Source organism: Leisingera sp. M527 (assembly GCF_025141525.1).
In the GTDB taxonomy this organism is placed as follows: domain Bacteria; phylum Pseudomonadota; class Alphaproteobacteria; order Rhodobacterales; family Rhodobacteraceae; genus Leisingera.
Genome location: NZ_CP081037.1, coordinates 3,015,498 through 3,041,099, shown reverse-complemented (window position 1 = coordinate 3,041,099; position 25,602 = coordinate 3,015,498). Strand labels below are relative to the sequence as shown.

24 protein-coding genes are annotated in these 25,602 nt (G+C 62.8%); 12 read left to right on the top strand and 12 right to left on the bottom strand.

The features are described 5' to 3' along the window. Positions 1-22: 22 nt before the first annotated feature. Together K3555_RS15190 and gcvH are read left to right on the top strand one after the other, a co-directional pair. Entirely contained in the window at positions 23-1,471 is a 1,449-nt protein-coding gene (locus K3555_RS15190) for a glutamine synthetase family protein (RefSeq protein WP_260006069.1), read from the top strand. A gap of 219 nt (positions 1,472-1,690) precedes the next feature. Beyond that, the gene (gene gcvH, locus K3555_RS15185; protein WP_134831259.1) at positions 1,691-2,050 is read left to right on the top strand and encodes a glycine cleavage system protein GcvH; all 360 of its coding nucleotides are present in this window, start codon (positions 1,691-1,693) and stop codon (positions 2,048-2,050) included. 172 nt (positions 2,051-2,222) lie between these two features. Here the strand turns inward: gcvH and K3555_RS15180 are convergent, their stop codons facing one another. From K3555_RS15180 to truA, 4 genes are all read right to left on the bottom strand, one after another. Then, positions 2,223-2,687, bottom strand: a complete 465-nt coding sequence (locus K3555_RS15180) for an NUDIX pyrophosphatase (RefSeq protein ID WP_259986729.1) — start codon at positions 2,685-2,687, stop codon at positions 2,223-2,225. Positions 2,688-2,887: 200 nt separating this feature from the next. Continuing rightward, positions 2,888-3,823, bottom strand: a complete 936-nt coding sequence (locus K3555_RS15175) for a glyoxylate/hydroxypyruvate reductase A (protein ID WP_260006067.1) — start codon at positions 3,821-3,823, stop codon at positions 2,888-2,890. A 102-nt stretch (positions 3,824-3,925) separates the two neighbouring features. Then, positions 3,926-4,666, bottom strand: coding sequence for an NYN domain-containing protein (locus K3555_RS15170; RefSeq protein ID WP_260006065.1), 741 nt, complete (start codon positions 4,664-4,666; stop codon positions 3,926-3,928). A 186-nt stretch (positions 4,667-4,852) separates the two neighbouring features. Beyond that, entirely contained in the window at positions 4,853-5,620 is a 768-nt protein-coding gene (truA, locus tag K3555_RS15165) for a tRNA pseudouridine(38-40) synthase TruA (protein ID WP_260006055.1), read from the bottom strand. A gap of 112 nt (positions 5,621-5,732) precedes the next feature. Between truA and K3555_RS15160 the strand changes: the two genes are divergently transcribed. From K3555_RS15160 to K3555_RS15150, 3 genes are read left to right on the top strand one after another with little or no spacing between them, the layout of a single operon-like run. Further along, positions 5,733-7,148, top strand: coding sequence for a YcjX family protein (locus tag K3555_RS15160; protein ID WP_260006053.1), 1,416 nt, complete (start codon positions 5,733-5,735; stop codon positions 7,146-7,148). Then, positions 7,145-7,600, top strand: a complete 456-nt coding sequence (locus K3555_RS15155; RefSeq protein ID WP_260006052.1) for a GNAT family N-acetyltransferase — start codon at positions 7,145-7,147, stop codon at positions 7,598-7,600. Before K3555_RS15160 ends, K3555_RS15155 begins: the two co-directional genes overlap by 4 nt. Further along, on the top strand, positions 7,597-8,586 hold the full coding sequence (locus K3555_RS15150) for a YcjF family protein (RefSeq protein ID WP_260006050.1): 990 nt from the start codon (positions 7,597-7,599) through the stop codon (positions 8,584-8,586). Before K3555_RS15155 ends, K3555_RS15150 begins: the two co-directional genes overlap by 4 nt. Before the next feature lie 104 nt (positions 8,587-8,690). Here the strand turns inward: K3555_RS15150 and K3555_RS15145 are convergent, their stop codons facing one another. Beyond that, the gene (locus K3555_RS15145; RefSeq protein ID WP_259986722.1) at positions 8,691-9,113 is read right to left on the bottom strand and encodes a group III truncated hemoglobin; all 423 of its coding nucleotides are present in this window, start codon (positions 9,111-9,113) and stop codon (positions 8,691-8,693) included. Between the two features lie 136 nt (positions 9,114-9,249). Here K3555_RS15145 and K3555_RS15140 point away from each other — a divergent pair, with 136 nt between their 5' ends. The 5 genes from K3555_RS15140 (at position 9,250) to K3555_RS15120 (ending at position 17,646) form a co-directional block, all read left to right on the top strand. Next, complete coding sequence (locus tag K3555_RS15140; protein WP_260006049.1) at positions 9,250-11,079, top strand: calcium-binding protein; 1,830 nt, start codon at positions 9,250-9,252, stop codon at positions 11,077-11,079. Between the two features lie 329 nt (positions 11,080-11,408). Further along, positions 11,409-14,351 carry an isoleucine--tRNA ligase gene (gene ileS, locus K3555_RS15135; protein ID WP_260006047.1) on the top strand — a complete coding sequence of 981 codons (2,943 nt, stop codon included), beginning with the start codon at positions 11,409-11,411 and terminating at the stop codon, positions 14,349-14,351. A 234-nt stretch (positions 14,352-14,585) separates the two neighbouring features. Then, positions 14,586-15,380 carry a hypothetical protein gene (locus tag K3555_RS15130; protein WP_260006045.1) on the top strand — a complete coding sequence of 265 codons (795 nt, stop codon included), beginning with the start codon at positions 14,586-14,588 and terminating at the stop codon, positions 15,378-15,380. A 149-nt stretch (positions 15,381-15,529) separates the two neighbouring features. Beyond that, positions 15,530-16,609, top strand: coding sequence for a transporter substrate-binding domain-containing protein (locus K3555_RS15125; RefSeq protein ID WP_260006043.1), 1,080 nt, complete (start codon positions 15,530-15,532; stop codon positions 16,607-16,609). A gap of 11 nt (positions 16,610-16,620) precedes the next feature. Continuing rightward, a complete protein-coding gene (locus tag K3555_RS15120) occupies positions 16,621-17,646 on the top strand; it encodes a transporter substrate-binding domain-containing protein (RefSeq protein ID WP_259997594.1) in 1,026 nt (341 codons plus the stop codon). Here the strand turns inward: K3555_RS15120 and K3555_RS15115 are convergent. Together K3555_RS15115 and K3555_RS15110 are read right to left on the bottom strand one after the other, a co-directional pair. Continuing rightward, complete coding sequence (locus tag K3555_RS15115; protein WP_260006041.1) at positions 17,603-18,010, bottom strand: hypothetical protein; 408 nt, start codon at positions 18,008-18,010, stop codon at positions 17,603-17,605. The genes K3555_RS15120 and K3555_RS15115 overlap by 44 nt on opposite strands. A 103-nt stretch (positions 18,011-18,113) precedes the next feature. Beyond that, positions 18,114-18,500, bottom strand: coding sequence for a hypothetical protein (locus K3555_RS15110; protein WP_259997596.1), 387 nt, complete (start codon positions 18,498-18,500; stop codon positions 18,114-18,116). 195 nt (positions 18,501-18,695) lie between these two features. On the opposite strand from K3555_RS15110, the gene K3555_RS15105 reads away from it, so the two are divergent. Further along, the gene (locus K3555_RS15105; protein WP_259986714.1) at positions 18,696-19,148 is read left to right on the top strand and encodes a methylated-DNA--[protein]-cysteine S-methyltransferase; all 453 of its coding nucleotides are present in this window, start codon (positions 18,696-18,698) and stop codon (positions 19,146-19,148) included. 112 nt (positions 19,149-19,260) lie between these two features. Here the strand turns inward: K3555_RS15105 and K3555_RS15100 are convergent, their stop codons facing one another. The 5 genes from K3555_RS15100 to fsa all read right to left on the bottom strand — a co-directional run bounded on the left by K3555_RS15100 (position 19,261) and on the right by fsa (position 23,283). Continuing rightward, a complete protein-coding gene (locus tag K3555_RS15100; protein ID WP_260006039.1) occupies positions 19,261-19,971 on the bottom strand; it encodes a phosphatidylcholine/phosphatidylserine synthase in 711 nt (236 codons plus the stop codon). Positions 19,972-20,337: 366 nt separating this feature from the next. After that, complete coding sequence (locus K3555_RS15095) at positions 20,338-20,565, bottom strand: GDCCVxC domain-containing (seleno)protein (RefSeq protein ID WP_259997598.1); 228 nt, start codon at positions 20,563-20,565, stop codon at positions 20,338-20,340. Positions 20,566-20,616: 51 nt separating this feature from the next. Further along, positions 20,617-21,537, bottom strand: a complete 921-nt coding sequence (locus K3555_RS15090; RefSeq protein WP_259986711.1) for a tyrosine recombinase XerC — start codon at positions 21,535-21,537, stop codon at positions 20,617-20,619. After that, the gene (locus K3555_RS15085; RefSeq protein ID WP_260006037.1) at positions 21,534-22,232 is read right to left on the bottom strand and encodes a DUF484 family protein; all 699 of its coding nucleotides are present in this window, start codon (positions 22,230-22,232) and stop codon (positions 21,534-21,536) included. The genes K3555_RS15090 and K3555_RS15085 overlap by 4 nt, the downstream gene beginning before the upstream one ends. A gap of 397 nt (positions 22,233-22,629) precedes the next feature. Next, positions 22,630-23,283, bottom strand: coding sequence for a fructose-6-phosphate aldolase (gene fsa, locus K3555_RS15080; protein ID WP_259986709.1), 654 nt, complete (start codon positions 23,281-23,283; stop codon positions 22,630-22,632). Between the two features lie 81 nt (positions 23,284-23,364). Between fsa and K3555_RS15075 the strand changes: the two genes are divergently transcribed. After that, positions 23,365-25,560: a primosomal protein N' gene (locus K3555_RS15075; protein WP_260008548.1), complete on the top strand. Its 2,196-nt coding sequence runs from the start codon at positions 23,365-23,367 to the stop codon at positions 25,558-25,560. The last annotated feature ends 42 nt before the right edge of the window (positions 25,561-25,602 follow it).

Below are 25,602 nucleotides of genomic sequence, written 5' to 3'. Positions count from 1 at the left end.
CTCGCTACCCAGGAGGCCGCCCATGGCACAAGAATTCACATCCGGCAAACTGGCCCGCCTGGGGCTGCTGTCGTCCGAAGATTGCCGCAAGGCAGCCGAGATCACCTCCCGCGCGCAGTTCGACGGGATAGAAACCGTGCGGGTGCTGTTCCCCGACCAGCACGGGATCCTGCGCGGCAAGACAATGATGGCCGAGGCCTTTGCCAGCGTCTTTGACCGCGGGCTCAACATGCCGGCGACCTTGCTGCTGAAAGACACGTCCCACCGCAATGCCTTTCCGGTCTGGGACGGCGGCACCGGCCTGTCCGGCCCGATGCAGGGCGCCGGCGACGTGCTGCTGGTGCCGCGCCCCGAGACCTTTCGCGCGCTGCCCTGGTCCGGCCATTCCGCCTGGATCTTCTGCACGCCGGTCTATCCGGATGGCAACCCGGTCCCGTTTGCGTCCTGCGGCGTGCTGCAGCGGGCAGTCGATGCGCTGGAGGTGCAAGGGATGGCAGCCATCTTTGGCTTGGAGGTGGAATTCCACATTTTCGAGCTGGCGGACAAGGCATCGGCCCATGAACAGGCCACTTGCCCCGGCGCGCCGGTTCAAACCCGCAACCTGACGCAAGGGTATCAGTACCTGAGCGAAACCCGCTATGGCGAAGCGGAGGGGGTGCTGGACCTGTTGCGCCGCAACGCCCAGAAACTGGGGCTGGTGGTGCGCTCGGTGGAAATTGAAATGGGGCCCAGCCAGGTTGAATTCACCTTTGCACCGGATGGCGCCATGGCCCAGGCCGACGCGATGGTGATGTTCCGCACCATGGTCAAGGAGGTCTGCGCCCGCAACGGGCTGCACGCCAGCTTCATGGCCAAACCGCGGCTGGCGGGTGCCATGGCCAACGGCTGGCACGTGCATCAGTCGCTGCTGGATCCGGCCTCGGGGCGCAATCTGTTCATGCCGGAAACCGCCGGGCTGCTGTCTCCGCCTGCCAGTGCCTGGATAGCGGGGCTGCTGAAATACGCCCCTGAGACCTCACTGCTGATCGCGCCGACGGTGAACAGCTACAAACGCTATCTGCCGTTCCAGCTGGCCCCGAACCGCATCGGCTGGGGCGAAGACAACCGCGGCGCCATGCTGCGGGCGCTGATGCAGCCGGGCGATACCGCCAGCCGGATCGAGAACCGCGCGCCGGACAGCACTGCCAATCCTTATTACGCGCTGGCCGCCCAGATCATCGCAGGCATGGCCGGCATCAAAGAAGGGCTGGAGGCGCCCAAGCCCACAGTGTCGCCCTACAGCGAAGACGCGGAGCGCCTGCCGCGTTCGCTGGGCCAGGCACTGGAGGGGTTCGGCGGCTCGCAGATGTGCCGTGCAGCGCTGGGGGAAGAGACCGTCAGCTATTTCCTGCAGCTCAAGCAGTTCGAATGGGAACGTTACCTGGACACAGTCAGCGAATGGGAGCAGGCGGAGTATTTCAATCTGTTCTGACCGAACAGGACGTTCGAGGCCTGTGCCCATAAAAATGCAAGACCCCCATAATTTGCCATCTTGATCGGAGACCGGCACCGTTGTTAGCGTATACCCGCGCATGCAGGGCCCGGCAGGACCGGCTTTCTTCTTCCCGCGGTATCCGTTACGGCGGCACAACCCGCACTAAGTACCAACCCGCACTGAAAACCCAAGCCTCTTCCAAGGGAATAAACGATGATGAAATACACCGAAGAACACGAGTGGCTGCTGCCCGAAGACGATCTGATCACCGTTGGCATCACCGCCCATGCCGCCGAACAGCTGGGCGAAGTCGTCTTTGTTGAGCTGCCGGAAGTGGGCACCGAGGTCTCCAAGGATGAAGAAATCGTGGTGATTGAATCGGTCAAAGCCGCCTCCGACATCCTGTCGCCGCTGGACGGTGAAGTGGTTGAGGTGAACGAGGCGCTGACCGATGATCCCGGCAAGGTGAACGAAGACCCCGAGGGCGGCGCCTGGTTTTTCAAGCTGAAGCCCTCGGACTTGTCACCGATGGACGACTACATGGATGAAGCCGGCTACAAGAAGTTTATCGGCTGATCCCCTGCGGCCCCGTTTGGGGCCGCTTTGGAATCCCGGTGCGGGTTCCTGGAAGGGAGCAAAGCGCAGCCTCAAAAAAACAAGGATGGAACGTTGCTGCCTGTGATAGGGGCGCGTACCTGGCGGTTTTGCGTCTGTTCAGGGCCTTTTTCGACTTTGCTGGAGGGGCAGGCTATCCACGCCCAATCAGCAGGTGCCTGCTAGGAGGCCTCTTCACGAACTCGTCTTCAATCCAGCGAAGAACGCGCCTTTGCCCGCCAAAGGCAACCATTTCTGCCGCTTCATCAAAACTCACCCAGCAGTAATCACTGTGTTCGTGGTTCAAGGTTACTCTAGCGGTGTTTTCGATGAAGCCGGCAAAGACCGGAGCGAGCGTTATGCTATCCCTGTCCGCTTCATAGAATTGCTCGCAGGTATCAGCTGAATACAAGGCAGTAGGCTTCAGGCCAGTTTCTTCTTCAAGCTCGCGCAAAGCGGCCTGCCAAGCGGTTTCCCCCTCTTCAATGCTTCCTGCTACCTGGCACCACTCGCCGGCCAGCGTCTGGGTGCGTTTGAGCAGAAGCACCTCATGCCGGACATTGGTTTTCCTGATGGCGACAAGGGAGACAAGGAACGCGCGTATTGGAATTTCCGGCATGATCAATCTCCTTCCAAGTACAGTACCGTTTCGGATTTCAGGTGATCACGGACAAAGTTGCCAAGGCCGGGTTTGCCCCGCTCAGCTGACTTTGCCTGGATGCGCCTAAGTCTGAACACCGGAAGTTTGCTCCGCTGGACTTAGCGGAGCGGATTTTTCTTCAGCGCCACCGTCTGAAAAGACGGGGCAGGGTGCCAGGATCAGTAGCCCCGCTGCCGGTCCACCTCGTGCAGCAGATCTTTCCCGGCCTCCAGCCGCCGGTAGTTCTCCACCACATCTCGCAGCGCATCGCCCAGATGCCAGCCTGACACATGCGGGGTGACCGTGACCTGCGGATGCGTCCACAGCAGGCTGTCTGCGGGCAACGGTTCCTTACTGACTACATCCAGAACCGCATGGCCCGGGGTGCCCTTGTCCAGCGCTGCCAGCAAGGCAGCTTCATCGACCAGATCGCCGCGGCCTGCGTTGATCAGCGTCGCGCCCGGTTTCATTGCGGCCAGCATTCCCGCATCCATCAGCCCGCGGGTGGCCGGGGTGGACGGCAGGATCGCGCAGACATAGTCGCATATCCCCAGCATCTGCGGCAGCGCCTCTGCGCCATGGCGGCAGTCCACACCGTCGATTTCCTTGGGGGAACGGCTCCAGCCCAGCACCCGGAACCGCATGTCGCGCATCAGCCGCGCGGTCATGCCGCCGATATGGCCAAGCCCCAGCACGCCTACGGTGGTTTCCGCCGGGCGCCCCGGCGCCCGCGGCTCCCAGGCGCTGCGGGATTGGGATGCTGCGTGGGCAGACATGTTGCGCTGACCGCGCAGCACATAAGCCAGGCAGTAATCTGCAATCTCATATGCCGGCTCTTGCGGCTTCAGGCGGGCTACACGCACATGCGGTGCGACGCTGGGGTGCGCCACGATGCTGTCCACACCGGCGCCCAGTTTCTGCACCAGCTGCAGGTTCGGCAGCTGCGCGGCCAGATCGCCCTTCAGTGCAGAGACCGCCAGCATGGTGATGTCTTCCAGATTGCCGGGGTCGGAAACGGGCCGGATGTCGGCCCCGGGGGCAACCGAGCGAAGCTCATCTGCCAGCTGTTCCTCGGTGTACCAGCCGTCGTGGCCGATGCTGATCAGCAATGCCATGCGCGTTCTCCCTGTCCGCGTCCCATTTGCCGGACTAAGCCACGGTTCAGGACCAAGGGAAAGCGGTATTTGCCGCAGGTATTCCGGCAGCGCCGCGGCGCGTCAGTCCAGCCGCCGGACCAGAATCTGGTTGCCGTCGCCGCGCTTGGTCTCAAATAGTTTCAGCGAGGCAATCAGGTCGCTCAGCTTGCGTTTGCCATAGCTGCGGGTGTCAAAATCCGGCGCGGCTGCGGTAATGTACTGGCCGATCTGGCCCAGCGTGAACCATTCGTCATCCTGATCGATCGCATCCATCGCCCGGACCACCAGCTTGGTCGGATCCGCCAGTTCCGCCGGAGCATTTCCGTTGCTAGCGCCGTCTTCTTTCTTCGGCTTGGGCTTCGGTTTGCCCGGCTCTTCCAGCAGGTTTTCCACATAGATGAACCGTTTGCAGGCCTGAACAAAGGCCGCCGGTGTCTTGCGCATGCCCATGCCGAAGACATCGACGCCTTGTTCGCGGATGCGGCTGGCCAGCCGGGTGAAATCGCTGTCCGATGAAATCAGCACAAAGCCGTCGAACCGGCCCGAGTGCAAAATATCCATCGCGTCGATCACCAGCGCGATGTCCGAGGCATTCTTGCCGGTGGTATTGGCAAACTGCTGATGCGGCACAATCGCCAGGGCTGCCAGCTTCTCCTTGTTCCACCCCTGCGGGCTGCCGCCGGCAAAATCGCCATAGATGCGGCGGATGCTGGCCTCGCCAAAGGAGGCGATCTCCTCGAACATTGCTTCGGCGAACTTGGCCGAGATGTTGTCGGCGTCGATCAGGACGGCCAGAAGCGGCGGTTTGGTTGGGTTTGCCATTGCGGATGTCTGCCTGTGTGTTTTGCGGGCGGACCGCCAGCGATTGAGCTGCCGAAAGGCCCTGATGGGTGGGTTGCGCCGATTATGCGGTGTGCCCGCGGTTATGCAAGCGGGCTGCGGCTGCTGCTTTCGGCGGGTTCAGTCAATGCCCGGGGCGCGCAGGAGTTGCCCGTCCCCGGCGGCGGTTCAGCCAAAGGGGTCTTCCGGGTACCCCACCCGCGCCAGATAGAGCCCGTGTCCCGGGCAAACCGGACCGCAGGCGGCGCGGTCACAGGCCTCCAGCGCGGCCTTCACATCCGCAGGCTCCCAGGCCCCTGCGCCGACCCGTTCCAGCGTGCCGACAAAGCTGCGGACCTGATTGTGCAGAAAGCTGCGGGCGCGGACGTGGAAATGGATCTCCGGCCCGGAGAACCCCTGTACGCGTTCCACCGTCAGCTCATCCAGCGTCTTGATCGGGCTTGCCGCCTGGCAGATTGACGACCGGAAGGTGGTGAAATCATGGTTGCCGATCAGATGGCTGGCGGCTTCCTGCATGGCGCCTGCGTCCAGATCATGGCTCAGCTGCCAGACCTGGCCCGCCTCATGGGTGGCCGGCGCACGGCGGATCAGGATGCGGAACAGATATTGCCGTTCAACGGCCGAGAACCGCGCGTGCCAGTCGCCGTCCACCCGGGCGCAGTCCACAATCGCCACCGGGTCTGGCTTCAGATGGTAATTCAGCGCCTCCGACAGCCGGAACGGATCCCAGTCCTTGGCCATGTCGCAATGGGCCACCTGTCCCAGCCCATGCACGCCGGTGTCGGTGCGCCCGGCGGCAGCAATCGTATGCTCCCCCGGCTCCAGCCGCGCCAGCGCAGCCTCGATCGCGCCCTGCACCGAGGGCTGGTCCTTCTGCCTTTGCCAGCCGGCAAAAGGCTTCCCGTGATATTCGACTTTCAAAGCAAAACGCGGCATGGACGGGCACCTAGCAACAGGGCCGGGCCGGGGCAAGCCCCGTGTGCGCTCTGGTATCTCAGCAACATGCTGCCTATCTTGACAGCAGCAAGAACAGAGCAGGATCAGGGCCTTGGTGATAACCTCCCTCGCTGATGGGGTGATGAGCAGTGTGGAACGTGCCGCCAGCGGTGTTTCTGCGGCGCTGTTCGACCGGCCCTTGCGGCTGGGCGTGACGGGACTGGCACGCTCCGGCAAGACCGTGTTCATCACCTCGCTGGTCGCCAACCTGATGGACCGGGGCCGGATGCTGCAACTGGGTGCCGCGCGTGAGGGGCGGATTGAGGCTGCATTTCTGCAGCCCCAGCCTGACGACACCGTGCCGCGGTTTGACTATGAAAACCACCTTGCGGCGCTGACCGGGCCGTCACCCCATTGGCCGGACAGCACAAGGGCGGTGTCTGAACTTCGTCTCAGTTTGAAGGTGCGGCCCGCCGGCCTGCTGTCGGGGCTGCAGGGGCCGCGCACGCTGCATTTGGACATTGTCGACTACCCGGGCGAATGGCTGTTGGATCTGGCGCTGCTGGATAAATCCTACGGCGAATGGTCTGCCGATGTCCTTTCCCGCATTGCCTGCCGCCCGCAGGCACAGGGGTTTCTGGCGGAGAAGTCCAAGGCTGCCCCCGCGGGAACACATGACGAACCGCAGGCCCAGGCGTTGGCCGCCGCCTTCACGCAATATCTGGCCGCCGCCCGCGCCGCCGGATTCTATGACTGCACCCCGGGCCGCTTCCTGCTGCCTGGCGACCTTGAGGGCTCGCCGGTGCTGACATTTGCGCCGCTGCCGCCTGAGGCCAGCCCGCCGCGCGGCAGCCTGTGGCGCGAGATGGAACGGCGGTACGAGGCCTATAAATCCAAGGTCGTCAAACCCTTCTTTCGCGACCACTTTGCCCGCATCGACCGGCAGGTGGTGCTGGTGGATGCGCTGTCGGCGATCCATTCCGGTCCGCAGGCGGTAGAGGATCTGCGCCTTGCGATGGCGGATATCCTCAGCACGTTCAAACCGGGCCGCAATCATTTCCTGACCCGGCTCTTGGGCGGCAAGCGGGTGGAGAAGATCCTTTTTGCTGCCACCAAGGCCGATCACCTGCACCACGCCCAGCACCCGCAAATGACCGCCATCATCGAGGCGCTGACCCGCGAAGCGCAGGACCGCGCCCGCTTTGCCGGCGCCGCAACCGCGGCACTGGCGCTGGCTTCCTTGCGCACCACAACCGAAGAGATGCGCGCCCACAACGGAACTGATCTGCCCTGCGTCCGCGGAACCTTGCTGAAGAGCGGCAAGCAGGCGGCGTTCTATCCCGGAGCCTTGCCCGAAGATCCGGCCCAGCTGCTCACCCCGGCGCGGCAAGGGGCTGAAAAATGGCTGGAAGGCGACTATCAGGCGATGGGTTTTGCGCCCGTACCGCTTACCCTGAAACACGGCAGCGGCCCGCCGCATATCCGGCTGGACCGCGCCGCTGAATTTCTGATCGGAGACGCCCTGTGACACTCTCCTTGCGCCCTGCAAACCCTCTGGACGCCGGAACCGCCGGCGCGATCCTCTATCGCTTCCAGCAGGGTACGGAATGGATGCCTGAACTCTATACCTGGGCCGAGGCGATCGCCTACTGCGGCGTCATGATTGACCGCGGCTGGGTCACAGTGGCCGTGCGGGGGGGGCGCGTGCAGGGCTTTCTGGCCCGTGACGGCGCGGAGGTCTGCGCGCTTTACCTGGCGCCCGGCGCCTGCGGGCAGGGGGCGGGCAAAGCGCTGCTGGACGCTGCCAAGGCCGCCATGCCGCGGCTGACACTGCGGACCTTCGCAGCCAATGAAATGGCGCAGCGGTTCTACCGGCGCGAGGGCTTTGCCGAGACAGGCCGCGGTGACGGCACAGACAACGAGGAAGGCTTGCCCGACATCGCCTATGAATGGCGCAGCCACTTGGAGGCGGCGGCATGAGCAAGAAGCCGGTTCTGTTCGACCTTGAGGGCGAGACGGATGCACCTTCCGTAACTGAGGCGCCGCCAGTGCCCGAGTCGCAACCCGCCGCACCCCAGCCGTCAGCGATGGAGCAGGCGGCCCGGATTGCCGCCCGCCGCCCGTCACGGCTGGCCCGCTGGTTCTGGGCGCTGCTGGTTGCGGTCATTGGCGCCATCGCCTCGGTCGCGGCCTGGGATTTTGCGGCCGGGCTGATTGCACGGATTCCGCTGCTGGGCTGGGCCGTAAGTGCCGGGCTGGCACTGCTGCTGCTGCTGGCCCTCGCGATGGCCCTGCAGGAACTGGCGGCGCTGTCCCGGCTGCGGCGCGTCGATGCCTTGCGCCATCAGGCAGAGGAGGCCGCAGACCTGGCCGCGGCCCGCGCCTTTACGGCCCGGCTGGAAAGCTTCTACAAGACCCGCGAGGATCTCACCTGGCATCAGGCGCGGCTGGCTGAGCGCAAGGCAGAAGTCATGGACGCCGATGCCCTGCTGATGCTGACCGAGGAAGAGCTGCTGGTGCCGCTGGACGCGCTGGCCCTGCGCGAGGTCGAGGCCGCCGCCCGGCAGGTTGCCGCGGTGACGGCGCTGGTGCCGATAGCACTGGCGGATATTCTGACCGCGCTGGTTTCCTCCCTGCGGATGATCCGCCGGGTGGCAGGAATTTATGGCGGCCGGCCCGGCTTCTTCAGCTCCTGGCGGCTGACCCGCGCGGTGCTGGCGCATCTGGCTGCCACCGGCGCGGTGGCCGCTGGCGATGACCTGCTGGAGCCGGTGCTGGGCGGGTCGGTGCTGTCCAAGCTCTCCCGCCGCTTCGGCGAGGGGCTGGTCAACGGTGCCCTGTCCGCCCGCGTCGGCATCGCCGCGATGGAGGTCTGCCGCCCGATGCCGTTTTCACCGCAGCACAGGCCTGGGACGCGCAGGGTGATACAGCGGGCGCTGACCGGCCTGTTTTCCAAGGATAAGTAACGCGTTTCCAGGCTCATGCGCAGCATGAGCCATGCCCAAGGCTGCAGAGGTGTTCTGGCAAGGCCAGAACACCGGCAGGCACGGGAGCGCCCCGCTGGCGGTGCTCAGAACAGTTTCGGCGGCTGGTCTGCGGGCTGGCGCATCGCCACGATGCCGGTGCGGAACCCTTCGCCGATCCGGTCGGCCAGGGCCCCCCATTGCAGCGCAGTGCGCTCCGGCAGTTCGGCCCGCAGCACCTCGTGGAACAGGCCCAGCCACAGCGGGAAATGTTCTGCTTTCACATCTGGCCGTGAGACATGCACCCGCATCGGATTGCCGCTGTAGCTCCGCTCCCGCAGAATCGCATTGCGCCAGAAGCCCGCAATCTTTTCCTCATGCTCCACCCAATCGGCGACATGAGCGGCAAAGACCGGCCCCAGCACCTCATGGGTCCGCACGCGGGTGTAGAACACGGCCACCACGCGCGAAATTTCCTTGGCGGTGATGTCAAACCGCGCCAGCGGGTTTGCGGTATCTGCGTCGGTCATTTCGGGCTCCTTTGACTGGCCGCGCTGATACCGGATTGGCTACTTGGCTGCAAACCCCAGTTAGCCAACGGTGCTTAAACGAATTATTAACTTTTGGTTAGTGAAAGGTACGTGGTTTGCTAGCGGAGATTGAAGTATGGCTGTGGGAATTCTTCTTAAAGGCACCAGTGGTGCGGACACACTGAATGGTACTTCCGACGACGATACCCTGAAGGGGCTGGGGGGCGACGATATTCTGTTCGGGGGGGATGGTGATGACACACTTCTTGGTGGAACGGGTAATGACACGCTGGACGGCGGGCTGGGCAATGACTCCTTAAACGGCAGTTATGGTGATGACTCGCTTAACGGCGGTCATGGACAAGATACGCTGAAGGGCAGCATTGGCAATGACACGCTGACTGGTGGCGATGGTAATGACTCGCTGGATGGCGGCGATGACGATGATCTGCTGGAGGGAGGCGAAGGCATCGACACGCTGAAGGGCGGTGACGGAAATGATACAATCATTCTCAATGCCAACGATGATACCTGGCTAAATGATTCCGTTAACGGCGGCGGCGGCACAGATGTGCTGAAATTGGTCAAAATCGGATCTAAAGCCGTGAGTATTGGGACCGGTTTTGTGCTCGACGGGATCGAGATAATTGACTCCGGCGGCGAGGAAATTCTTTTACAGAGCGGTGGAACGTACAGTTTCTCCACCGTGACGTTTCAAAATGGTGCGGTAGAAACACCTTCCATGCTCATGGTATTTGGAAATGCCGCGACGACAATCTTCGGCACAGTCAAAAGTGATGCTTTCAGCGGCGGAACCGGCAATGATTCACTGCTGGGGCTGAACGGCGACGACACGCTTTTGGGTGGTGAGGGCCGAGATACGCTGGAAGGCGGAAATGACAACGATGAGCTTAACGGAGAGGGTGGCAATGACTCCCTGAACGGCGGATACGGCAACGACTCGATTGATGGTGATCTGGGAAATGACACGCTGAGCGGCGCCTATGGAAACGACACGCTGATTGGCGGTGAAGGCGATGACTACCTTGATGGCGGACTTGACGATGACGAGCTGACAGGCGGCAAAGGACGCGACACGCTGTTCGGCGATTATGGCGATGATACCATCTACCTCAAAGCCGAAGATGACTACTGGCTGAATGATTCAGTTGGCGGCGGCGGCGGTTTCGCTGATGTATTGCGGCTCGAAAGGGACACAGCTGACATACAACTCGGGACCGGCATTGTAATTGAGCATATCGAGATTATTGATGCCGGCGAAGAATTTGTCTACCTGCAAGCGGGAGGTGATTACGACTTCGGTGACATGACCTTTATGAACGGCACGGAAGTGGTGACTTCCAATCTCATCGTCAGAGGCAGCGCCGCTACCGAAGTTCTGGGCACCTTTCAAATGGACTCGATCACCGGCGATGACGGGAACGATTTATTGAGGGGGCTGTATGGTGATGACAATATTTCCGGCGGGGAAGGGAGTGACACGCTGGAAGGGGAAGGTGACAACGATACGCTGAATGGTGAGCAAGGCAATGACTCGTTGAGTGGCGGCTACGGTGACGATTTGCTCAATGGTGATGAGGGTCGCGACACGCTGAAAGGCACCTATGGGAATGACACGCTGTTTGGCGGTGATGGCAATGACTCGCTGGATGGTGGCCACGATGATGACACGCTGTCTGGGGGCAGCGGCAACGACTCGCTTCGCGGGGATGAAGGCGCCGATACGTTCATCTTTGCCTCTGGCAATGACGAAATTGATGATTTTGGCAATGGTGCAGACGTACTAGCATTTACAGGTGGTGTTTTTGCCGGCCGTGATGCCGACTGGATACTAGGTAAAGCGTCGGCTGGGGCCGGTGGCAGTACCGTTTTCGATTTCGGCGGAAGCAACACGCTTACCGTTTATGGAGAAGACGTGAGCAGTGGAGACATTATTTTTGTCTGAGGAATGAGCTGACTGGGTCCCTAGATCTGCAGTGCTTTTCTTGGGGTTCAGTATTCATTTCGGACCGGTGCTCCATGATTTTGTGGCCCGCAGTCTGGATCGTACCAGTCTGCGGGGCCATTCAGCGAGTGATTTATGTTACACCCGCCGCTTTACCCTGTCGCGCTGCCTGCCTATAAGGCCTGTCATGTCCCTATTCGCGGTCATCATTATTCGAATTATATCCCCGGCGCTCTGAAAGCATCGAGCCGCCGGGCAAAGGCGCTTGAGCCATCGCGCCGAACCGAATATCCCGATTTCCAGCCTTGATCATCCAAAGGACGCCCCAGATGTGCGCCGACACGCCCCAGACGCCTGACTACAAAGACACCCTGAATCTGCCGAAAACCGATTTTCCGATGCGCGCAGGCCTGCCCAAGCGCGAGCCTTCATGGCTGGAGCGCTGGGCGCAGATCGGGGTCTATGACCGCTTGCGTGACAAGGCCGCCGCAGCCAAGGGCAGTGACGCCGAGCGCCAGCCCTTCACCCTGCATGACGGCCCGCCCTATGCCAACGGCCACCTGCACATCGGCCACGCGCTGAACAAAACCATCAAGGACATGATCGTCCGCTCGCATCAGATGATGGGATTTGACGCGCGCTATGTGCCGGGCTGGGACTGCCACGGTCTGCCGATTGAATGGAAGATCGAGGAGCAGTACCGCAAGAAGGGCAAGAACAAGGACGCGGTGCCGGTGGTTGAATTCCGCCAGGAATGCCGCGCCTTTGCTGATGCTTGGGTAGATATCCAGCGCGAGGAGTTCAAGCGGCTGGGCATCACCGGCAACTGGGATGATCCGTATCTGACCATGAACTACCACGCCGAAGCGGTGATCGCGGATGAGTTCATGAAATTCCTGATGAACGGCACACTGTATCAGGGCTCGAAACCTGTGATGTGGTCGCCGGTCGAGAAAACCGCGCTGGCCGAGGCCGAGGTGGAGTACCACGACAAGGAAAGCTTCACCATCTGGGTGAAGTTCAAGGTGGCAGAGCCTGCTGATCACAAACTGGCCGGCGCCAATGTCGTGATCTGGACCACCACGCCCTGGACCATGCCATCGAACAAGGCCGTGGTTTACGGTGAAGAGATCGCCTATGGCCTTTATGAAGTCACCGGCACTCCGGACGAATGCTGGGCTGCCGCGGGCGAGAAATACATTCTGGCCGACAATCTGGCGGCAGATGTGTTCAAACGCGCGCGCCTGGCTGAGGATCAGTACACCCGTGTGGCAAACGTTCTGGCCTCTGATCTGGCGGGCATCGGCCTGACCCACCCGCTGCACGGCGCTGAGGGCAGCAATGGCGAATGGGACGATATCCGCGACTTCCGCGCCGCAGATTTTGTGACCGATACCGAAGGCACCGGCTTTGTCCATTGCGCACCGTCGCACGGGATGGAGGAATTCGAGCTTTACCGCGATCTCGGCATGCTGGAACAGGTCATCACCTATAACGTGATGGATGACGGCGGCTTCCGCGCTGATCTGCCATTCTTTGGCGGCAAATACATCCTGAACCGCAAGGGCGGCGAGGGCGATGCCAACAAGGCAGTGATCGACAAGCTGACCGAGGTCGGCGGCCTTTTGGCGCGCGGCAAGATCAAGCACAGCTACCCGCATTCCTGGCGCTCCAAGGCGCCGATCATCTACCGCAACACGCCGCAGTGGTTTGCCAGCGTTGACCGCAAGATGGACGACGGCATGGACCAGATGGGCGATACCATCCGCGAACGTGCGCTGCGCTCGATCGACGAGCTGGTGAAATGGTACCCGCAAACGGGGCGCAACCGTCTGCATTCGATGATCGAAAGCCGCCCCGACTGGGTGTTGAGCCGCCAGCGTGCCTGGGGCGTGCCGCTGACCTGCTTCACCAAAAAGGGCGCGCTGCCGACCGACGCGGACTTCCTGCTGCGCAATGACGAGGTGAACAAGCGCATCGTGGCGGAGTTCGACGCGCAAGGTGCGGATGTCTGGTACCAGGACGGCTTCAAGGCCAAGGTGCTGGACGGCATCGTCGACGCCGACGCCTATGATCAGGTGTTTGACGTGCTGGATGTATGGTTCGATAGTGGCTCGACCCACGCCTTTGTGCTGCGCGACCGCGAGGACGGCACCGAAGACGGCATCGCCGACGTCTATATGGAAGGCACCGACCAGCACCGCGGCTGGTTCCACTCGTCCTTGCTGCAGGCCTGCGGCACCAAGGGGCGCGCACCTTACCGCAACGTGGTGACTCACGGGTTCACGCTGGACGAGAAGGGCATGAAGATGTCCAAATCGCTGGGCAACACCATCGTGCCGGAAAAGATCGTGCAGCAGTACGGCGCCGATATCCTGCGCTTGTGGGTGGCCCAGACCGACTATACTTCGGACCAGCGGATCGGACCGGAAATCCTGAAAGGCACTGCCGACAGCTACCGCCGTCTGCGCAACACCATGCGCTTCCTGCTGGGCAGCTTGAGTGATTTCACCGAGGAACAGCGCGTGGAGCCGGCGGATATGCCGGAGCTGGAGCAGTGGGTGCTGCACCGCTTGGCGGAACTCGACCACAAGGTGCGCACCGGCTATCAGACGTTTGATTTCCAGGGCGTGTTCTCGGCGGTGTTCAACTTTGCCACGGTGGATCTGTCGGCCTTCTATTTCGACGTCCGCAAGGATGCGCTCTATTGCGATGGCGACACCCTGAACGCCCGCGCCGCGCGCACGGTGCTGGATATCCTGTTCCACCGGCTGACCACATGGCTGGCACCGGTCCTGGTTTTCACTATGGAAGAGGTCTGGCTGGAGAAATACCCGGGCGAGGGCAGCTCAATCCATCTGCAGGACATTCCCAACACCCCCGCTGACTGGCTGAATGAGCCGCTGGCGGCGAAATGGTCCAAGATCCGCCAGGCCCGCCGGGTGGTGACGGCAGCGCTTGAAGTGCAGCGCACCGACAAGGTGATCGGTGCCTCGCTTGAGGCCGCCCCGGTGGTGCATGTGCGCGACGGCGAGGCGCTGGAGGCGCTGAAATCGGTGAACTTCGCCGATATCTGCATTACCTCGGACATCATGCTGACCAATGATCCGGCCCCGGCCGAAGCCTTCCGTATGCCCGAGGTCGACGGTGTTTCGGTGGTGTTTGAGAAAGCCGACGGCGGCAAGTGCCAGCGTTGCTGGAAGATCCTGCCGGATGTGGGCAATCACGTCCATGACGGTGTTTGCGGCCGCTGCGATAGCGCGCTGGGATAACCCGGCTTTCAGCTTTGACTTGCGTGTGGCGCCCGGCTTAATTGCCGGGCGTTCTCATTTTTGCGCTATTGTTGCGGGATTTCCTGCACTTTTTCCGGGTGCGGCCTTGTGTATTGGCAAATTGAATTCCTCTAGATGTTGACCGGTTTTCTACAATTGGTTAAGAATTCGTTAATTCCATGTAGGTTTTCAGCCGACTTAAAAATATGGCATGGGGCAGGGGGGCAGTTTATTATGCTGAAGCGGAAAGCGGACGCGCAACCGGCAGGTGAGCCGGGCAAGCCGCGCAGTGCATCTATCCGGATTGACGGGGTATCGGCCCCAAAGAATATGAAAATCGGGCTGGTCGCGGACAGCTCCGGGCCAAAGCCGGAACCCGCGGCAGCAATTGCAAAGCCTGCCGCGCCCAAAACCGCTGCTGTCAAAACGGCCAAATCCGCCAAGGCGGCGAAACCTGCCAGTGCCGCAGCGGATCAACAGAAAGTTGTGCCAGGTCCGCAGCCCTTTGCACCGGTACCAGCGGAAGGTGGCAGTGCGCTGCCAAAGCTGGGCCTTGCGGCAGCCGGCCTGGCGGTGGCGGCGGCGATGCTTTTGTATTTCCAATTCAGCGGCGGAACCCCGGTTGAATCGGCTGAACAGGCCGGCCTGCAAGCGGCGGCAGAAGCGGAGCCCTCTTCCGGTACCGTGCAGCCGGCCGGTGCCGCTGCGGCGGGGGGGCTGCAGAAGGACGGTGCCGGCGGCGAAGACGCCATGGTCGCCCGCATCACTGCCGGAACCCTGGCCGCGCTGCGCAGCAAGCAGGCAAATCCGGAAAGCCTGAACCAGGCGGCAGCTGCGGCCCCGGCGGCAGGAACTGCGCTCTACAAGATGGTGCTGACCGCCGCGGCCCAGGGCCAGTCCGAAGCCTATATCGACCAGCTGGTGAACGGCGCTTATGAGCGCAAGGAAATCACCGTGCCCGCCAGCCTGATCGGGGTTGACGGGCGGGTTGATACGGCGACGCTGCTGGCCTTGTTTGTCGGCAACTGATCTTTTTGCTCCGGCGGCTGCGCCGGGGCCGTTCCCGTTTGCCCCTTGGGCGCGCTGCCGGTGCAGGCCGGGGACCTCTCATAACAACCAGAACAACGGGCGCTGCAGACCGGAACCGGCTGCGGTGCAGACTATTTCCCGGGGGGACTATGAAGACATACATTGCAGCCGCTGCCATGGGCCTGTTTGCCTTTGCAGCCAATTCTGCTGCGGCCGAGACTTGCGGCGGGGTCTATTCCGTGCAGCCGGGCGACAGCCTGTCGGTGATCGCTGACAAGCTGTATAAGGATGCGGGCAAATGGAGCGCGATCCACAGCCGCAACATTGATACCATCGGCCCCAAGCCCAGTGCCCTGCGCGTCGGCATGAAGCTGTCGCTGGCCTGCCTTGAGGGCCTGCCCCTGGGTCTGGAAGGCGGCAAGGAAATCTCTGCCAGCGTGCCTGTGGCTGCCAAACCGGTGCAGATCGCCTCAGGCAGCGCCGAGGTGCGACACCGCATCAACCTGCTGACTGCGGATGACTTTGCCCCCTTTACCGGCAAGGACCTGCACAACGGCGGCATGATGACCGATGTGCTGAACGCGGCAATGCGCCATGCCAATCCAGAGCAGGGATACGCCGTTCATTGGGTCGACCTGTGGACGGCGCATGAAGAGCCGCTGCTGTCCAATGCGCTGCTGGACGCGGGCTTCCCCTGGTACAAGCCGGATTGCGGAAACAACCCCGAAGAACCGCGCTGCAAGAACTTCCTGTTCTCGGACCCGCTGTTCGAAGTGCTGGTGCTGATGTTCACCGACAAGGCGCGGCCCCTGACCTTCACCAAGGACGAAGACCTGTTCGGCAAGACATTCTGCCGCCCGCAGGGCTATGAGACCTATCTGTTCGAACAGCAGGGCCGCCACTGGCTGCGCGACGGCAAGGTTGAGGTGGTGCAGCCGCTGACCACAGCCGAATGCTACGAGATGGTGCTGGCAGGCAAGGCGGATGCGGTCGTGATGAACGAATTCACCGGCCGCGCGCAGATCAAGGAGCTGGGCCTGTCGGACCGCTTTGACGCGGTGCCCGAACCGATCTCGATCCAGGCGCTGCACGTGATCGTCCACAAGACCCACCCCCAGGCACAGCAGCTGATGCAGATGGTCAACGCGTCGCTGCAGGGTATCCGCGAGGACGGCACTTATCAGGCGATCATCGAAGACCACATGGCCCGGGTCTGGGCCGGATTTTGAGGGGGAAGAGCATGCTGAACAGCTTCTGCCGCCGCTTGCTGGGCTTAGGCGCGCTGCTGGGGCTGCTGCCCTCGGCGGCCCTGGCGATCTGCGATGTGGACTATGTCGTGCAGCCGGGGGACAACCTGTTTTCGATCGCCGAGACCCATTACGGCGACCGCGAACGCTGGACCATGATTTACTACCGCAACCAGGATGTTCTTGTCGGCTCGTCGGTGGTGCCGGGCCGGAAGCTGCAGATCCCCTGCATCAAACAGGCGACCGCCCCGGACGCCACCCCGCTGCGCAGGCAGGAGGCCGAGATGACGCTGCTGACCGGCGGCGGCTATGCGCCCTTTACCGACCGCAGCCTGCCGGGCCAGGGCATGGTGACCGAGCTGGTTAATGCGGCGCTGGAGCTGGCGCCTTCGCCGGTGTCCTACGCGATCAACTGGGAGGACGACTGGTCCAAGCATCTGTTTCCGATGCTGGACCAAAAGGAGTTCGATATGGGCTTCCCTTGGTTCAAGCCTGATTGCGCGGCCGAGCCGGACAATGAGCGCTGCGTGAACTTCCACTTTTCCGAACCGGTGATGGCGCTGCCGATCATGCTGTTTGTGCGGGTTGAGGACCAGTTCGCCTATGCAGACGACAAGGACATCGAGGGCAAGACCCTGTGCCGTCCCAAGGGCTATTTCACCCACGACTTGAACCGGCAGGGGCGCCGCTGGCTGGATGACGGCAAGATCACCCTGGTGCAGCCGCAATCACCGGCCGACTGTTTCCGCATGGTGTCCGAGGGGCAGGTGGATGCGGTGGCGGTGAACCTGTTCCTGGGCGCCAGCACGATTGTCCGGGAAGGTCTGCGCGACACTGTGCTGCCGCTGGAAAAACCGCTCTCCGAAGAGGGTTTGCACGTGGTGATTTCCAAGCGTCACTGGCGCGGCACGTCGCATCTGTACCGGATCAACGCAGGCCTGAAAAAGCTCCGTGACAGCGGCCGCTTCGAGGAAATCATGTCACGCCATCTGGAACTGTTCTGGGCTCAGCTGCAGTAATTTCAGGCCGCCATGCCGACACGGACCTGGCGGCCTCATAGCCATGATAGGCAGCTTCGGATCCCGCCTCGGGATGCGGGTCTTGCCCCGCACGTTGCAGCAGCAGATGGGCAGCCAGAACGTCGTTTTCCTGAAATAGGGCCGGTATCCGGTCTGTATCGCGCTGGTTTCCTCCCGCCCGGATACGGCGGCTGCCCTGATCGCCGGGCGGATCTTGCGAATGGCCGTCCGGGTGCCGCTCACGCGGACTGGTGCTGGCAGATTCGCTGCGCTCCGGATCGTCCGAGCGGACAACCGGGCGGGCGGTCAAAAGACCGCGGTTCGGTTTGGCAGGATTAACCCGTCCTGATACTGGTATAAACATTGAGCGGAACCTTCGCGGTGGCTGAGAACCGGTCTTGCAGAAAAGTTAACATAGCGTGTTTAACACAGGGTTAATGCAGTCCGCAGCGCATCGGCAGAACGGATCAGCCGGTGATGCGCCGGGCTTTGGCATACTGGTTTTCCGCCTCCAGGGCACTGACCGGCTTGGGGCCGGCCTGGCAGCCGCTGGCCAGATCCAGGAAATAGGCGGCCATGTCGATACCATTCATCTGCCTGAGGTCCAGCGCCGCGGTGCGGGCTGCTGCGCGGGCAGGGCCGACGTACTGGGCTGTCAGGGCATCCGGGCGTTCACCGCTCAGCGCCTGTTCCCGGGCAGCGGCCCGGGCGAGCCCTTGGGCAGTGCCCTCGATCAGCGGTGCATCCGCCGGCTGGCCGCCTGCTTGCGCGATTGCGGGCTGGCGCTGATAGGCGGCCTGCATCTGTTTCATGCTGTTGTACAGGCTGGCGGTGCTGGAAACTGCAGTAATCATCTTGCTGACCTTTAGGATCGTTCTTGATACTCACTTTATTATAATTTGATGCAATGTGGCGGCGAAACCTTAACACTGGTTAACATGGTGTTAATGCGGCGCTGCGGGGGTGCGGCCGGCGGGGCGGAGACGCGCTTGCCTCTGATGCCATTCCTGCAGAAGATGCACAGGCAGAAGACGCTCCGGGGAGGACCCATGATTTCAGCAAGCCTTGATACACCCGTGGGTGCGCTCAGCGTGACAGAGCGGGACGGCGCCATTGTGCGCCTTGCCTGGTCAGCTCAGGCGGACGGGCAGTCGGCGCTTTTGGACCGCGCGCTGGCGCAGTTGCGTGCCTACTTTTCCGGTGAACTGACGGCCTTCGATCTGCCGTTGTTTGTAGAGGGCTCGGACTTTCAGCGCGCGGTCTGTGATGCGATGCTGGCAATCCCGCTTGGCGAAACCCGCACTTATGGAGAAATCGCCAAGGATCTCGGCGCCCCGCCGCAGCCGGTTGGCAATGCTTGCGGCGCCAATCCGATCCCGGTGATCATTCCCTGCCACCGGGTGCTGAGCGCCACGGGACTGGGCGGCTTTTCGGGCCAGGGCGGGGTAGAAACCAAAGTCGCGCTTTTGAAACATGAAGGCGCTGCGGGCCTGCTGATCTGAACGCAGGGTCCGGCCTGCAGCGCTGCTGCAGCTTCTTCTGGCCGGAAGTATTCCGGGGTGAATGCCTCCTGCCAGGGACGCAGAGGGGCAGCGCCCCTCTGTCAGCTACGCATCAAACCGCTGTGGATTTGCGCCGCTGTTCCGGCACGATCTGCTGGGCAATGCCGACAAACAGCAGGTAGACCGACGTCACCACCAACCCCCAATGCGCCCAGCTGGCGGGGTGGAAATCAACCCAGGCGGCCCAGCCGGCAAAGAAGGTCCAGGCCAGCGCCATGGGCAATGACACCTTGCGCCAGCGCGCGGTGCGCACCGGGTGAATGAACTTCAGCGGCAGGAACATGGCGGCGGACAGCAGGGTCACCAGCACCAGGATGGTCCAATGGCTCGGCTCCAGCGCAAAGATCACCAGCACCAGCATATTCCAGCAGCCGGGAAAGCCGGCAAAGGAATTGTCCTTGGTCTTCATCCTTGTGTCAGCAAAATACATCGCGCTGCCAAAGGTGATGACGATGATTGCAAACCAGCCGGTCCAGCCTGCCATCAATCCCGATTGGAACAGCGCAAAGGCCGGAATGAAGACATAAGTCAGGTAGTCGATGATCAGATCCAGCAGCACCCCGTCGAATTCCGGCGAGTAGCGTTTGACATGGTAATGCCGGGCCAGCGGGCCGTCGACGCCGTCAACGGCAAATGCGATCACCAGCCAGACAAACATCAGGCTCCACTTGCCGTCCGCCGCTGCCAGCATCGCCAGCATGGCGAACACGGCACCGGTTGCAGTCAGCAGATGAACGGAGAGGGCGCGGATCTGAGGTGTCATGCGCCCCTGATGGCGAATTTGGCCGAATCCCGCAAGCATTCAATGCAGCTTTGGGCGGAAATCCGTACCGTTGGAGAACTGGATGCGGGCCATGCGCTGGCCAAAGGGGGCAGGCGCTGTGATGTCAGGCGAGGAAAAGGGGGCTTTGGAAGGAATATCGCGTGCCCGCTCCCAGGGGTGCGTCCCGGGCGGCGGGGCAGGGGCCGCAGGGGCGCCATCGGCAAACAAGGCTGAATAGCCGTTACAGGTCATAGCAGAATCCTTTCTGGATCGGTTTCTGCCATCAAGCCCGCGGCGCCTTAACAGCAGCTTTCCCGCTGCCGTGAAAATAGAGCGCATTTTAGCGAAAGCACATGCGCGGCCGCGCTAGCCGCAGCAGTTACCGCCTGTCTGTACCGGCGGGCAGGGGATGCTGCCGTAGGAGCAGAAAACGCAGCAATCCCCATGTTTTGGCCGCAGCAGGGCGCTGCAGGCCGGGCATTCATGAAACCATTGGCAGGCGTCTTGCGGCATCTCTTCTGCGGCCTCATGCCCGCAAGCGGGACAGGTAAGAACACTGGTCAGGACGGGTTTTGCGGGGTCAGTTGCAGACATTCGGCAGGCCTCCCTGGCTTCAGCAAAACCCAGCCATGACCTGGGGTCAAGTCATGCCTTTGGGTGGGTCCGCATGTAGACGTCCATCAGATGCGTGGTGTCCACCGCCGTGTAGGCCTGAGTGGTCGACAGGGACGCGTGCCCCAGCAACTCCTGAATGGCCCGCAAATCGCCGCCGGCCTCCAGCAGGTGGGTGGCAAAGCTGTGGCGCAGCGCGTGCGGTGTTGCCGTCGCGGGCAGCCCCAGCTGGGCGCGGGTCCGGGCCATCACCCCTTGGATCTGGCGCGGGTTCAGCGCGCCGCCCCGCACACCGCGGAACAGGGGCGCTTGCGCCTCCTGCGGATGCGGGCAGAGCGCAAGGTAGCGGTCCACCGAGTCGCGCGCTGCTGGCAGAACCGGCACAATCCGCTCCTTTTTACCCTTGCCAAGAATACGCAGCACCGGCGGCAGCGGCGCGTCGGAGCCCGTCAGGTTCAGTGCTTCTGAGATCCGCAACCCGCAGCCGTAAAGCAGCGTCACCACCGCCACGTCGCGGGCTGCAACCCAATCGGTCTGCGATTGCAGCTCCACCGTTTCCAGCACCGCCTTGGCGGCATCCGGCGCCAGCGGGCGGGGCAGTTTCTTTTGGAATTTCGGCGCCCTGGCAGAAAGCACCGCGGCAGGCTCAAACCCTTCGCGCTCCGCCAGCCAGCGGTAAAAGGTTTTCACTGCCGATAGCTTGCGCGCCAGCGAGCGGGCACCGGTGCCCGAACCGCGCTCCGAGGCCATCCAGGCACGCATATCGGCAGTGGTGATCCGCGCCAGCGCACCCAGCCCTTGCGGGCCGCCGGAGTGTCCGGTCATGAAGGCCAGGAAAGCGCTGACATCGCTGCGGTAGGCCGCCAGCGTGTTGGCCGAGGCGGCCTCCAGCCCGCCCAAGCGCTCCAGCCAGAGCTGCAGGGCATCGCGGCAGGCCGGGGAGATCAATGTCATGACAGCCAGCAGCGCATCGCGCGTTCAAAGACGCCGGCAAAGAAAGCGAGCAGATCGGTGCCCTGCATCGGCGAGAACTGATGCGGGTCTTCGGAGCCCATCACCAGCATGCCGGGCAGGCGGCCCTCGCCCAGATCCAGCATCAGGCAGGCCTCGGAGCGGATCCATTCGGCTTTTGCCCCATAAACACGCGGGCTGCCGCCCTGGGTCTGGCGCAGGGTCACAATGCGCTGGCTGCGGGGCTGGCCGGCATAGCTTTCGGTGAAACCGGGGCCTGACAGCTTCAGGGCGCCGGACTTGCGTTCAATCTCGGCCCCGCCGGGCTGGGCGGTCTCAAGCACCAGCGCCAGGGACTGCACGCGCAGGATCTCCGGCATATCCTGTTCCAGGCAGGCTAGAAAGCCGGCAAAGTCCTGCGGTTCCAGCAGCCGCAGCACGGCGCGGTGGATCAGGTTGGTGCCGGCCAGATTGTCATAGGCCGCGGCAATCACCGAGCGGTGGGTATCCTCCAGCCGGTCGAGCCGCGCCGCCATCCGCTCCATCGCGATGCCGCGCAGATCCACGACGTTGGAGCCCATTGCCCGCTCATTGGCGGCGACAAGGGCATTCATCAGGTGCTGGTCTTGCAGCACGGCGTCGGGTTTGGCGAGGATCGCCTCGCGCAACTGGGTTTCCAGGTTGGCTGAACTGCTCATGTCAATAACTCTTGCGGATCCGGACCTCTGACGGGTTTGGTGACGTGTATAGCATGGGAACCGGGCTTTGCTGCGGAAAAATGCAGTTGCAGCGGAAATTGCAGCGGCGGCGCTGCTCCCGCCTGCCGGCAGTGCATTGGCCTGCACAGCGTCCGTTGGGCGGGGCGCCGGGCAGAGTGCCCGGCGCGGCGGCGTGAAACGCCGCTGCAGCGCGCCGCAGGCGCACTGCCGGGCCCAAGACCCCATGCGGTCCGGCGTCAGCCGGGGAGTGCGGGGACGCGGGAGTGCTTCGCTGCGGTTATGAAGGCGCAGGTAAAAACACTGGTAGAAAAGTTCGCAAAGAAAAAGGCGCCTCGATCAGGGGCGCCTTTCCCGGTCCTGGATCCGCTAAACGGGATCAGAGGATCTTGATCTCCGCCGCCTTGATATCGGCAAGGAACGCATCCAGGCCTTTGTCGGTCAGCGGGTGGTTCACCATCGACTTAATCACCGCCGGCGGCGCGGTGATCACATCGGCGCCGATGCGGGCCGAGTCCAGTACGTGGTTCACCGAACGGATCGAGGCGGCCAGGATCTGGGTTTCAAAGCCATAGTTGTCATAGATGGTGCGGATGTCTTCGATCACTTCCATGCCGTCCAGGTTGATATCATCCAGACGCCCGATGAAGGGGGAGATGAAGGTGGCACCCGCCTTGGCCGCCAGCAGCGCCTGATTGGCCGAGAAGCACAGGGTCACGTTCACCATGTGGCCGTCGCCGGACAGGGTTTTGCAGGCTTTCAGGCCATCCCAGGTCAGCGGCACCTTGACGGCGATGTTTTCGGCGATCTCCACCAGCTTGCGGCCTTCGGCGATCATCGTCTCGGCATCGGTTGCGGTGACTTCTGCCGATACCGGGCCGTCGACCAGGTTGCAGATTTCCTTGGTCACTTCGATGATGTCGCGGCCGGATTTCTTGATCAGCGACGGGTTGGTGGTGACACCGTCCACCATGCCCAGATCGTTCAGCTCGGCAATCGCGTCGATCTCGGCGGTATCTACGAAGAATTTCATGGGGCAGTCCTTTGGATGGGTTGGCCTCTGTCGCTTCTGCCTTTACCTCATGGGATTACGGGCGGCAACATGGGCAGCAGCATGAGCGGGCAGGAGTTCTTTCAGGCAGGCGAACGGGTCGGGGTGCTGACGACGCAACCCCTTGACCGGCTTCTGGATTACCGCGCACCGGAGGGCGGCTGTTACTTAGGCGCCTATGTCGAGGTGCCGCTGGGGCCGCGCAAGGTTCTGGGCGTGGTCTGGGGGCCGGGTGCGGGCGATTTCGATTCGGCCAAGCTGCGTGCGGTGATCCGGGTTCTGGACGTGGCCCCGATGCGGACCGAGATGCGCCAGTTTCTGGGCAAGGCAGCGGATTACACGCTGACGCCCATGCCCGCCATGCTGCGGCTGGCGACCCGGGCGCCGGGGCTTTCCGATCCGCCCTCAATGCGCAAGATCCTGCGCCGGGGCGAGGGCGTGCCCGACCGGATGACCGAGGCCCGGACAAGGGTGCTGGAAGTGCTGGAGGAGTATGGCGGCCTCGCCTTCACCCCGCGCGAGCTGGCGGATATGGCCGATGTGACGCCCTCGGTGGTGAAAGGGCTGGTAAAGCAGGGCGCCCTGCGCGAGGAGGAGGCGCCGCGTGATCTGCCTTATCCGAACCTGAACCCGGATCTGCCCAGCAAGCAGCTGACAGAAGATCAGGCCGCCGCTGCCGCCGCACTGGCCGAAGGGGTCCACAGCGGCCGCTATGGCACCACATTGCTGAAAGGTGTTACCGGGTCGGGCAAGACGGAAGTCTATCTTGAGGCCGTGGCGGCAGCCTTGCGCGCCGGGCGGCAGGCGCTGGTGCTGCTGCCGGAGATCGCGCTGACCGCGGAATTCCTGACCCGGGTGGAGGCGCGGTTCGGCGCCAATCCTGCCGAATGGCATTCCGGCGCCACCATGACCGAACGCCGCCGGGTGTGGAAAATGGTCGGGCAGGGGGCGGCGCAGCTGGTGATCGGTGCGCGTTCGGCCCTGTTTCTGCCGTTCCGTGATCTGGGCCTGATCATCGTCGATGAGGAGCACGATACCTCCTACAAGCAGGAAGACGGGGTGCTTTATAACGCCCGCGATATGGCGGTACTGCGGGCGGCGATGTGCTCGGCGCAGGTGGTGCTGGCCTCCGCCACGCCGAGCCTGGAAAGCTGGGTCAACGCCGAAGCCGGGAAATACAAACGCTTGGATCTGACGGCTCGCTTTGGTGCCGCGGTGCTGCCGGAGATGCGCAGCGTCGATATGCGGTCCGAGAATCTGCTGCCCTCCACCTGGATCTCGCCCACTCTGAAACAGGCGATGAAGCTGCGGATGGAACGGGGCGAACAGTCGCTCTTGTTCCTGAACCGCCGCGGCTTTGCGCCGGTTACCATCTGCCGCGCCTGCGGTGCACCGGTGGCCTGCGATCATTGCGACGCGCGGATGGTGGAGCACCGTTTTATGAAGCGGCTGATGTGCCACCAGTGCGGCGAGACCAAGCCGGTGCCGGAGGCCTGCCCGTCCTGCGAGGTGGAGGGCAAAATGGCGCCTGTCGGCCCTGGCATTGAACGGCTGGCGGAGGAAGCCACTGCCCTGTTCCCCGAGGCCCGGATTGCGGTTCTCAGCTCCGACCTCTTCGGCTCCGCCCGTGCCCTGAAGAGCCGGATCGAGGAAATTGCGAAAGGGGAGGCGGACATCATCCTCGGCACCCAGCTGGTGGCTAAGGGACACAACTTCCCAATGCTGACACTGGTGGGGGTGATCGACGCCGATCTGGGCCTGCAAGGCTCTGACTTGCGTGCAGCTGAACGCACCTTTCAGCTGATGCGCCAGGTGGCGGGCCGGGCCGGGCGGGCAGAGCGGCCCGGCGAAGCATTGATGCAGACCTTTCAGCCTGAACATCCGGTGATCCGGGCAATCCTGTCGGGGGACGAGGAGAGCTTCTGGAAGGCCGAGGCTGCTGAGCGCCAGGCCGCCGGCGTGCCGCCTTATGGGCGGATGGCGGGCATCATTCTGTCGGGGCCGGACCTGGCAGCAGTCTTTGATCTGGGCAATGCGATGGCCCGCAACGACGGCCCGTTGCGCCAGATCGGTGCCCAGGTATTCGGCCCGGCCCCAGCGCCCATCGCCCGCGTCCGCGGCCGCCACCGGGTACGGCTGCTGATCAAGGCGGCAAAGGGCGTGCCGTTGCAAGCGGCGATCACCCGCTGGACCGCGCCCTTGCGTCTCAAAGGGGACTTGCGCCTGAGCATTGATATTGATCCTCAGAGTTTCTTTTGATGCCGGAAAGAAGGGGGCTCTGCCCCCGGCCTGCGGCCTCCC

Excerpts from the sequence above, each read along its gene's own strand:
- K3555_RS15190 (WP_260006069.1), top strand. The coding sequence starts at position 23 with ATGGCACAAGAATTCACATCCGGCAAACTGGCCCGCCTGGGGCTGCTG.
- gcvH (WP_134831259.1), top strand. The coding sequence starts at position 1,691 with ATGAAATACACCGAAGAACACGAGTGGCTGCTGCCCGAAGACGATCTG.
- K3555_RS15180 (WP_259986729.1), bottom strand. The coding sequence starts at position 2,687 with ATGCCGGAAATTCCAATACGCGCGTTCCTTGTCTCCCTTGTCGCCATC.
- K3555_RS15175 (WP_260006067.1), bottom strand. The coding sequence starts at position 3,823 with ATGGCATTGCTGATCAGCATCGGCCACGACGGCTGGTACACCGAGGAA.
- K3555_RS15170 (WP_260006065.1), bottom strand. The coding sequence starts at position 4,666 with ATGGCAAACCCAACCAAACCGCCGCTTCTGGCCGTCCTGATCGACGCC.
- truA (WP_260006055.1), bottom strand. The coding sequence starts at position 5,620 with ATGCCGCGTTTTGCTTTGAAAGTCGAATATCACGGGAAGCCTTTTGCC.
- K3555_RS15150 (WP_260006050.1), top strand. The coding sequence starts at position 7,597 with ATGAGCAAGAAGCCGGTTCTGTTCGACCTTGAGGGCGAGACGGATGCA.
- K3555_RS15145 (WP_259986722.1), bottom strand. The coding sequence starts at position 9,113 with ATGACCGACGCAGATACCGCAAACCCGCTGGCGCGGTTTGACATCACC.
- K3555_RS15140 (WP_260006049.1), top strand. The coding sequence starts at position 9,250 with ATGGCTGTGGGAATTCTTCTTAAAGGCACCAGTGGTGCGGACACACTG.
- ileS (WP_260006047.1), top strand. The coding sequence starts at position 11,409 with ATGTGCGCCGACACGCCCCAGACGCCTGACTACAAAGACACCCTGAAT.
- K3555_RS15130 (WP_260006045.1), top strand. The coding sequence starts at position 14,586 with ATGCTGAAGCGGAAAGCGGACGCGCAACCGGCAGGTGAGCCGGGCAAG.
- K3555_RS15125 (WP_260006043.1), top strand. The coding sequence starts at position 15,530 with ATGAAGACATACATTGCAGCCGCTGCCATGGGCCTGTTTGCCTTTGCA.
- K3555_RS15120 (WP_259997594.1), top strand. The coding sequence starts at position 16,621 with ATGCTGAACAGCTTCTGCCGCCGCTTGCTGGGCTTAGGCGCGCTGCTG.
- K3555_RS15115 (WP_260006041.1), bottom strand. The coding sequence starts at position 18,010 with ATGTTTATACCAGTATCAGGACGGGTTAATCCTGCCAAACCGAACCGC.
- K3555_RS15110 (WP_259997596.1), bottom strand. The coding sequence starts at position 18,500 with ATGATTACTGCAGTTTCCAGCACCGCCAGCCTGTACAACAGCATGAAA.
- K3555_RS15105 (WP_259986714.1), top strand. The coding sequence starts at position 18,696 with ATGATTTCAGCAAGCCTTGATACACCCGTGGGTGCGCTCAGCGTGACA.
- K3555_RS15100 (WP_260006039.1), bottom strand. The coding sequence starts at position 19,971 with ATGACACCTCAGATCCGCGCCCTCTCCGTTCATCTGCTGACTGCAACC.
- K3555_RS15095 (WP_259997598.1), bottom strand. The coding sequence starts at position 20,565 with ATGTCTGCAACTGACCCCGCAAAACCCGTCCTGACCAGTGTTCTTACC.
- K3555_RS15090 (WP_259986711.1), bottom strand. The coding sequence starts at position 21,537 with ATGACATTGATCTCCCCGGCCTGCCGCGATGCCCTGCAGCTCTGGCTG.
- K3555_RS15085 (WP_260006037.1), bottom strand. The coding sequence starts at position 22,232 with ATGAGCAGTTCAGCCAACCTGGAAACCCAGTTGCGCGAGGCGATCCTC.
- fsa (WP_259986709.1), bottom strand. The coding sequence starts at position 23,283 with ATGAAATTCTTCGTAGATACCGCCGAGATCGACGCGATTGCCGAGCTG.
- K3555_RS15075 (WP_260008548.1), top strand. The coding sequence starts at position 23,365 with ATGAGCGGGCAGGAGTTCTTTCAGGCAGGCGAACGGGTCGGGGTGCTG.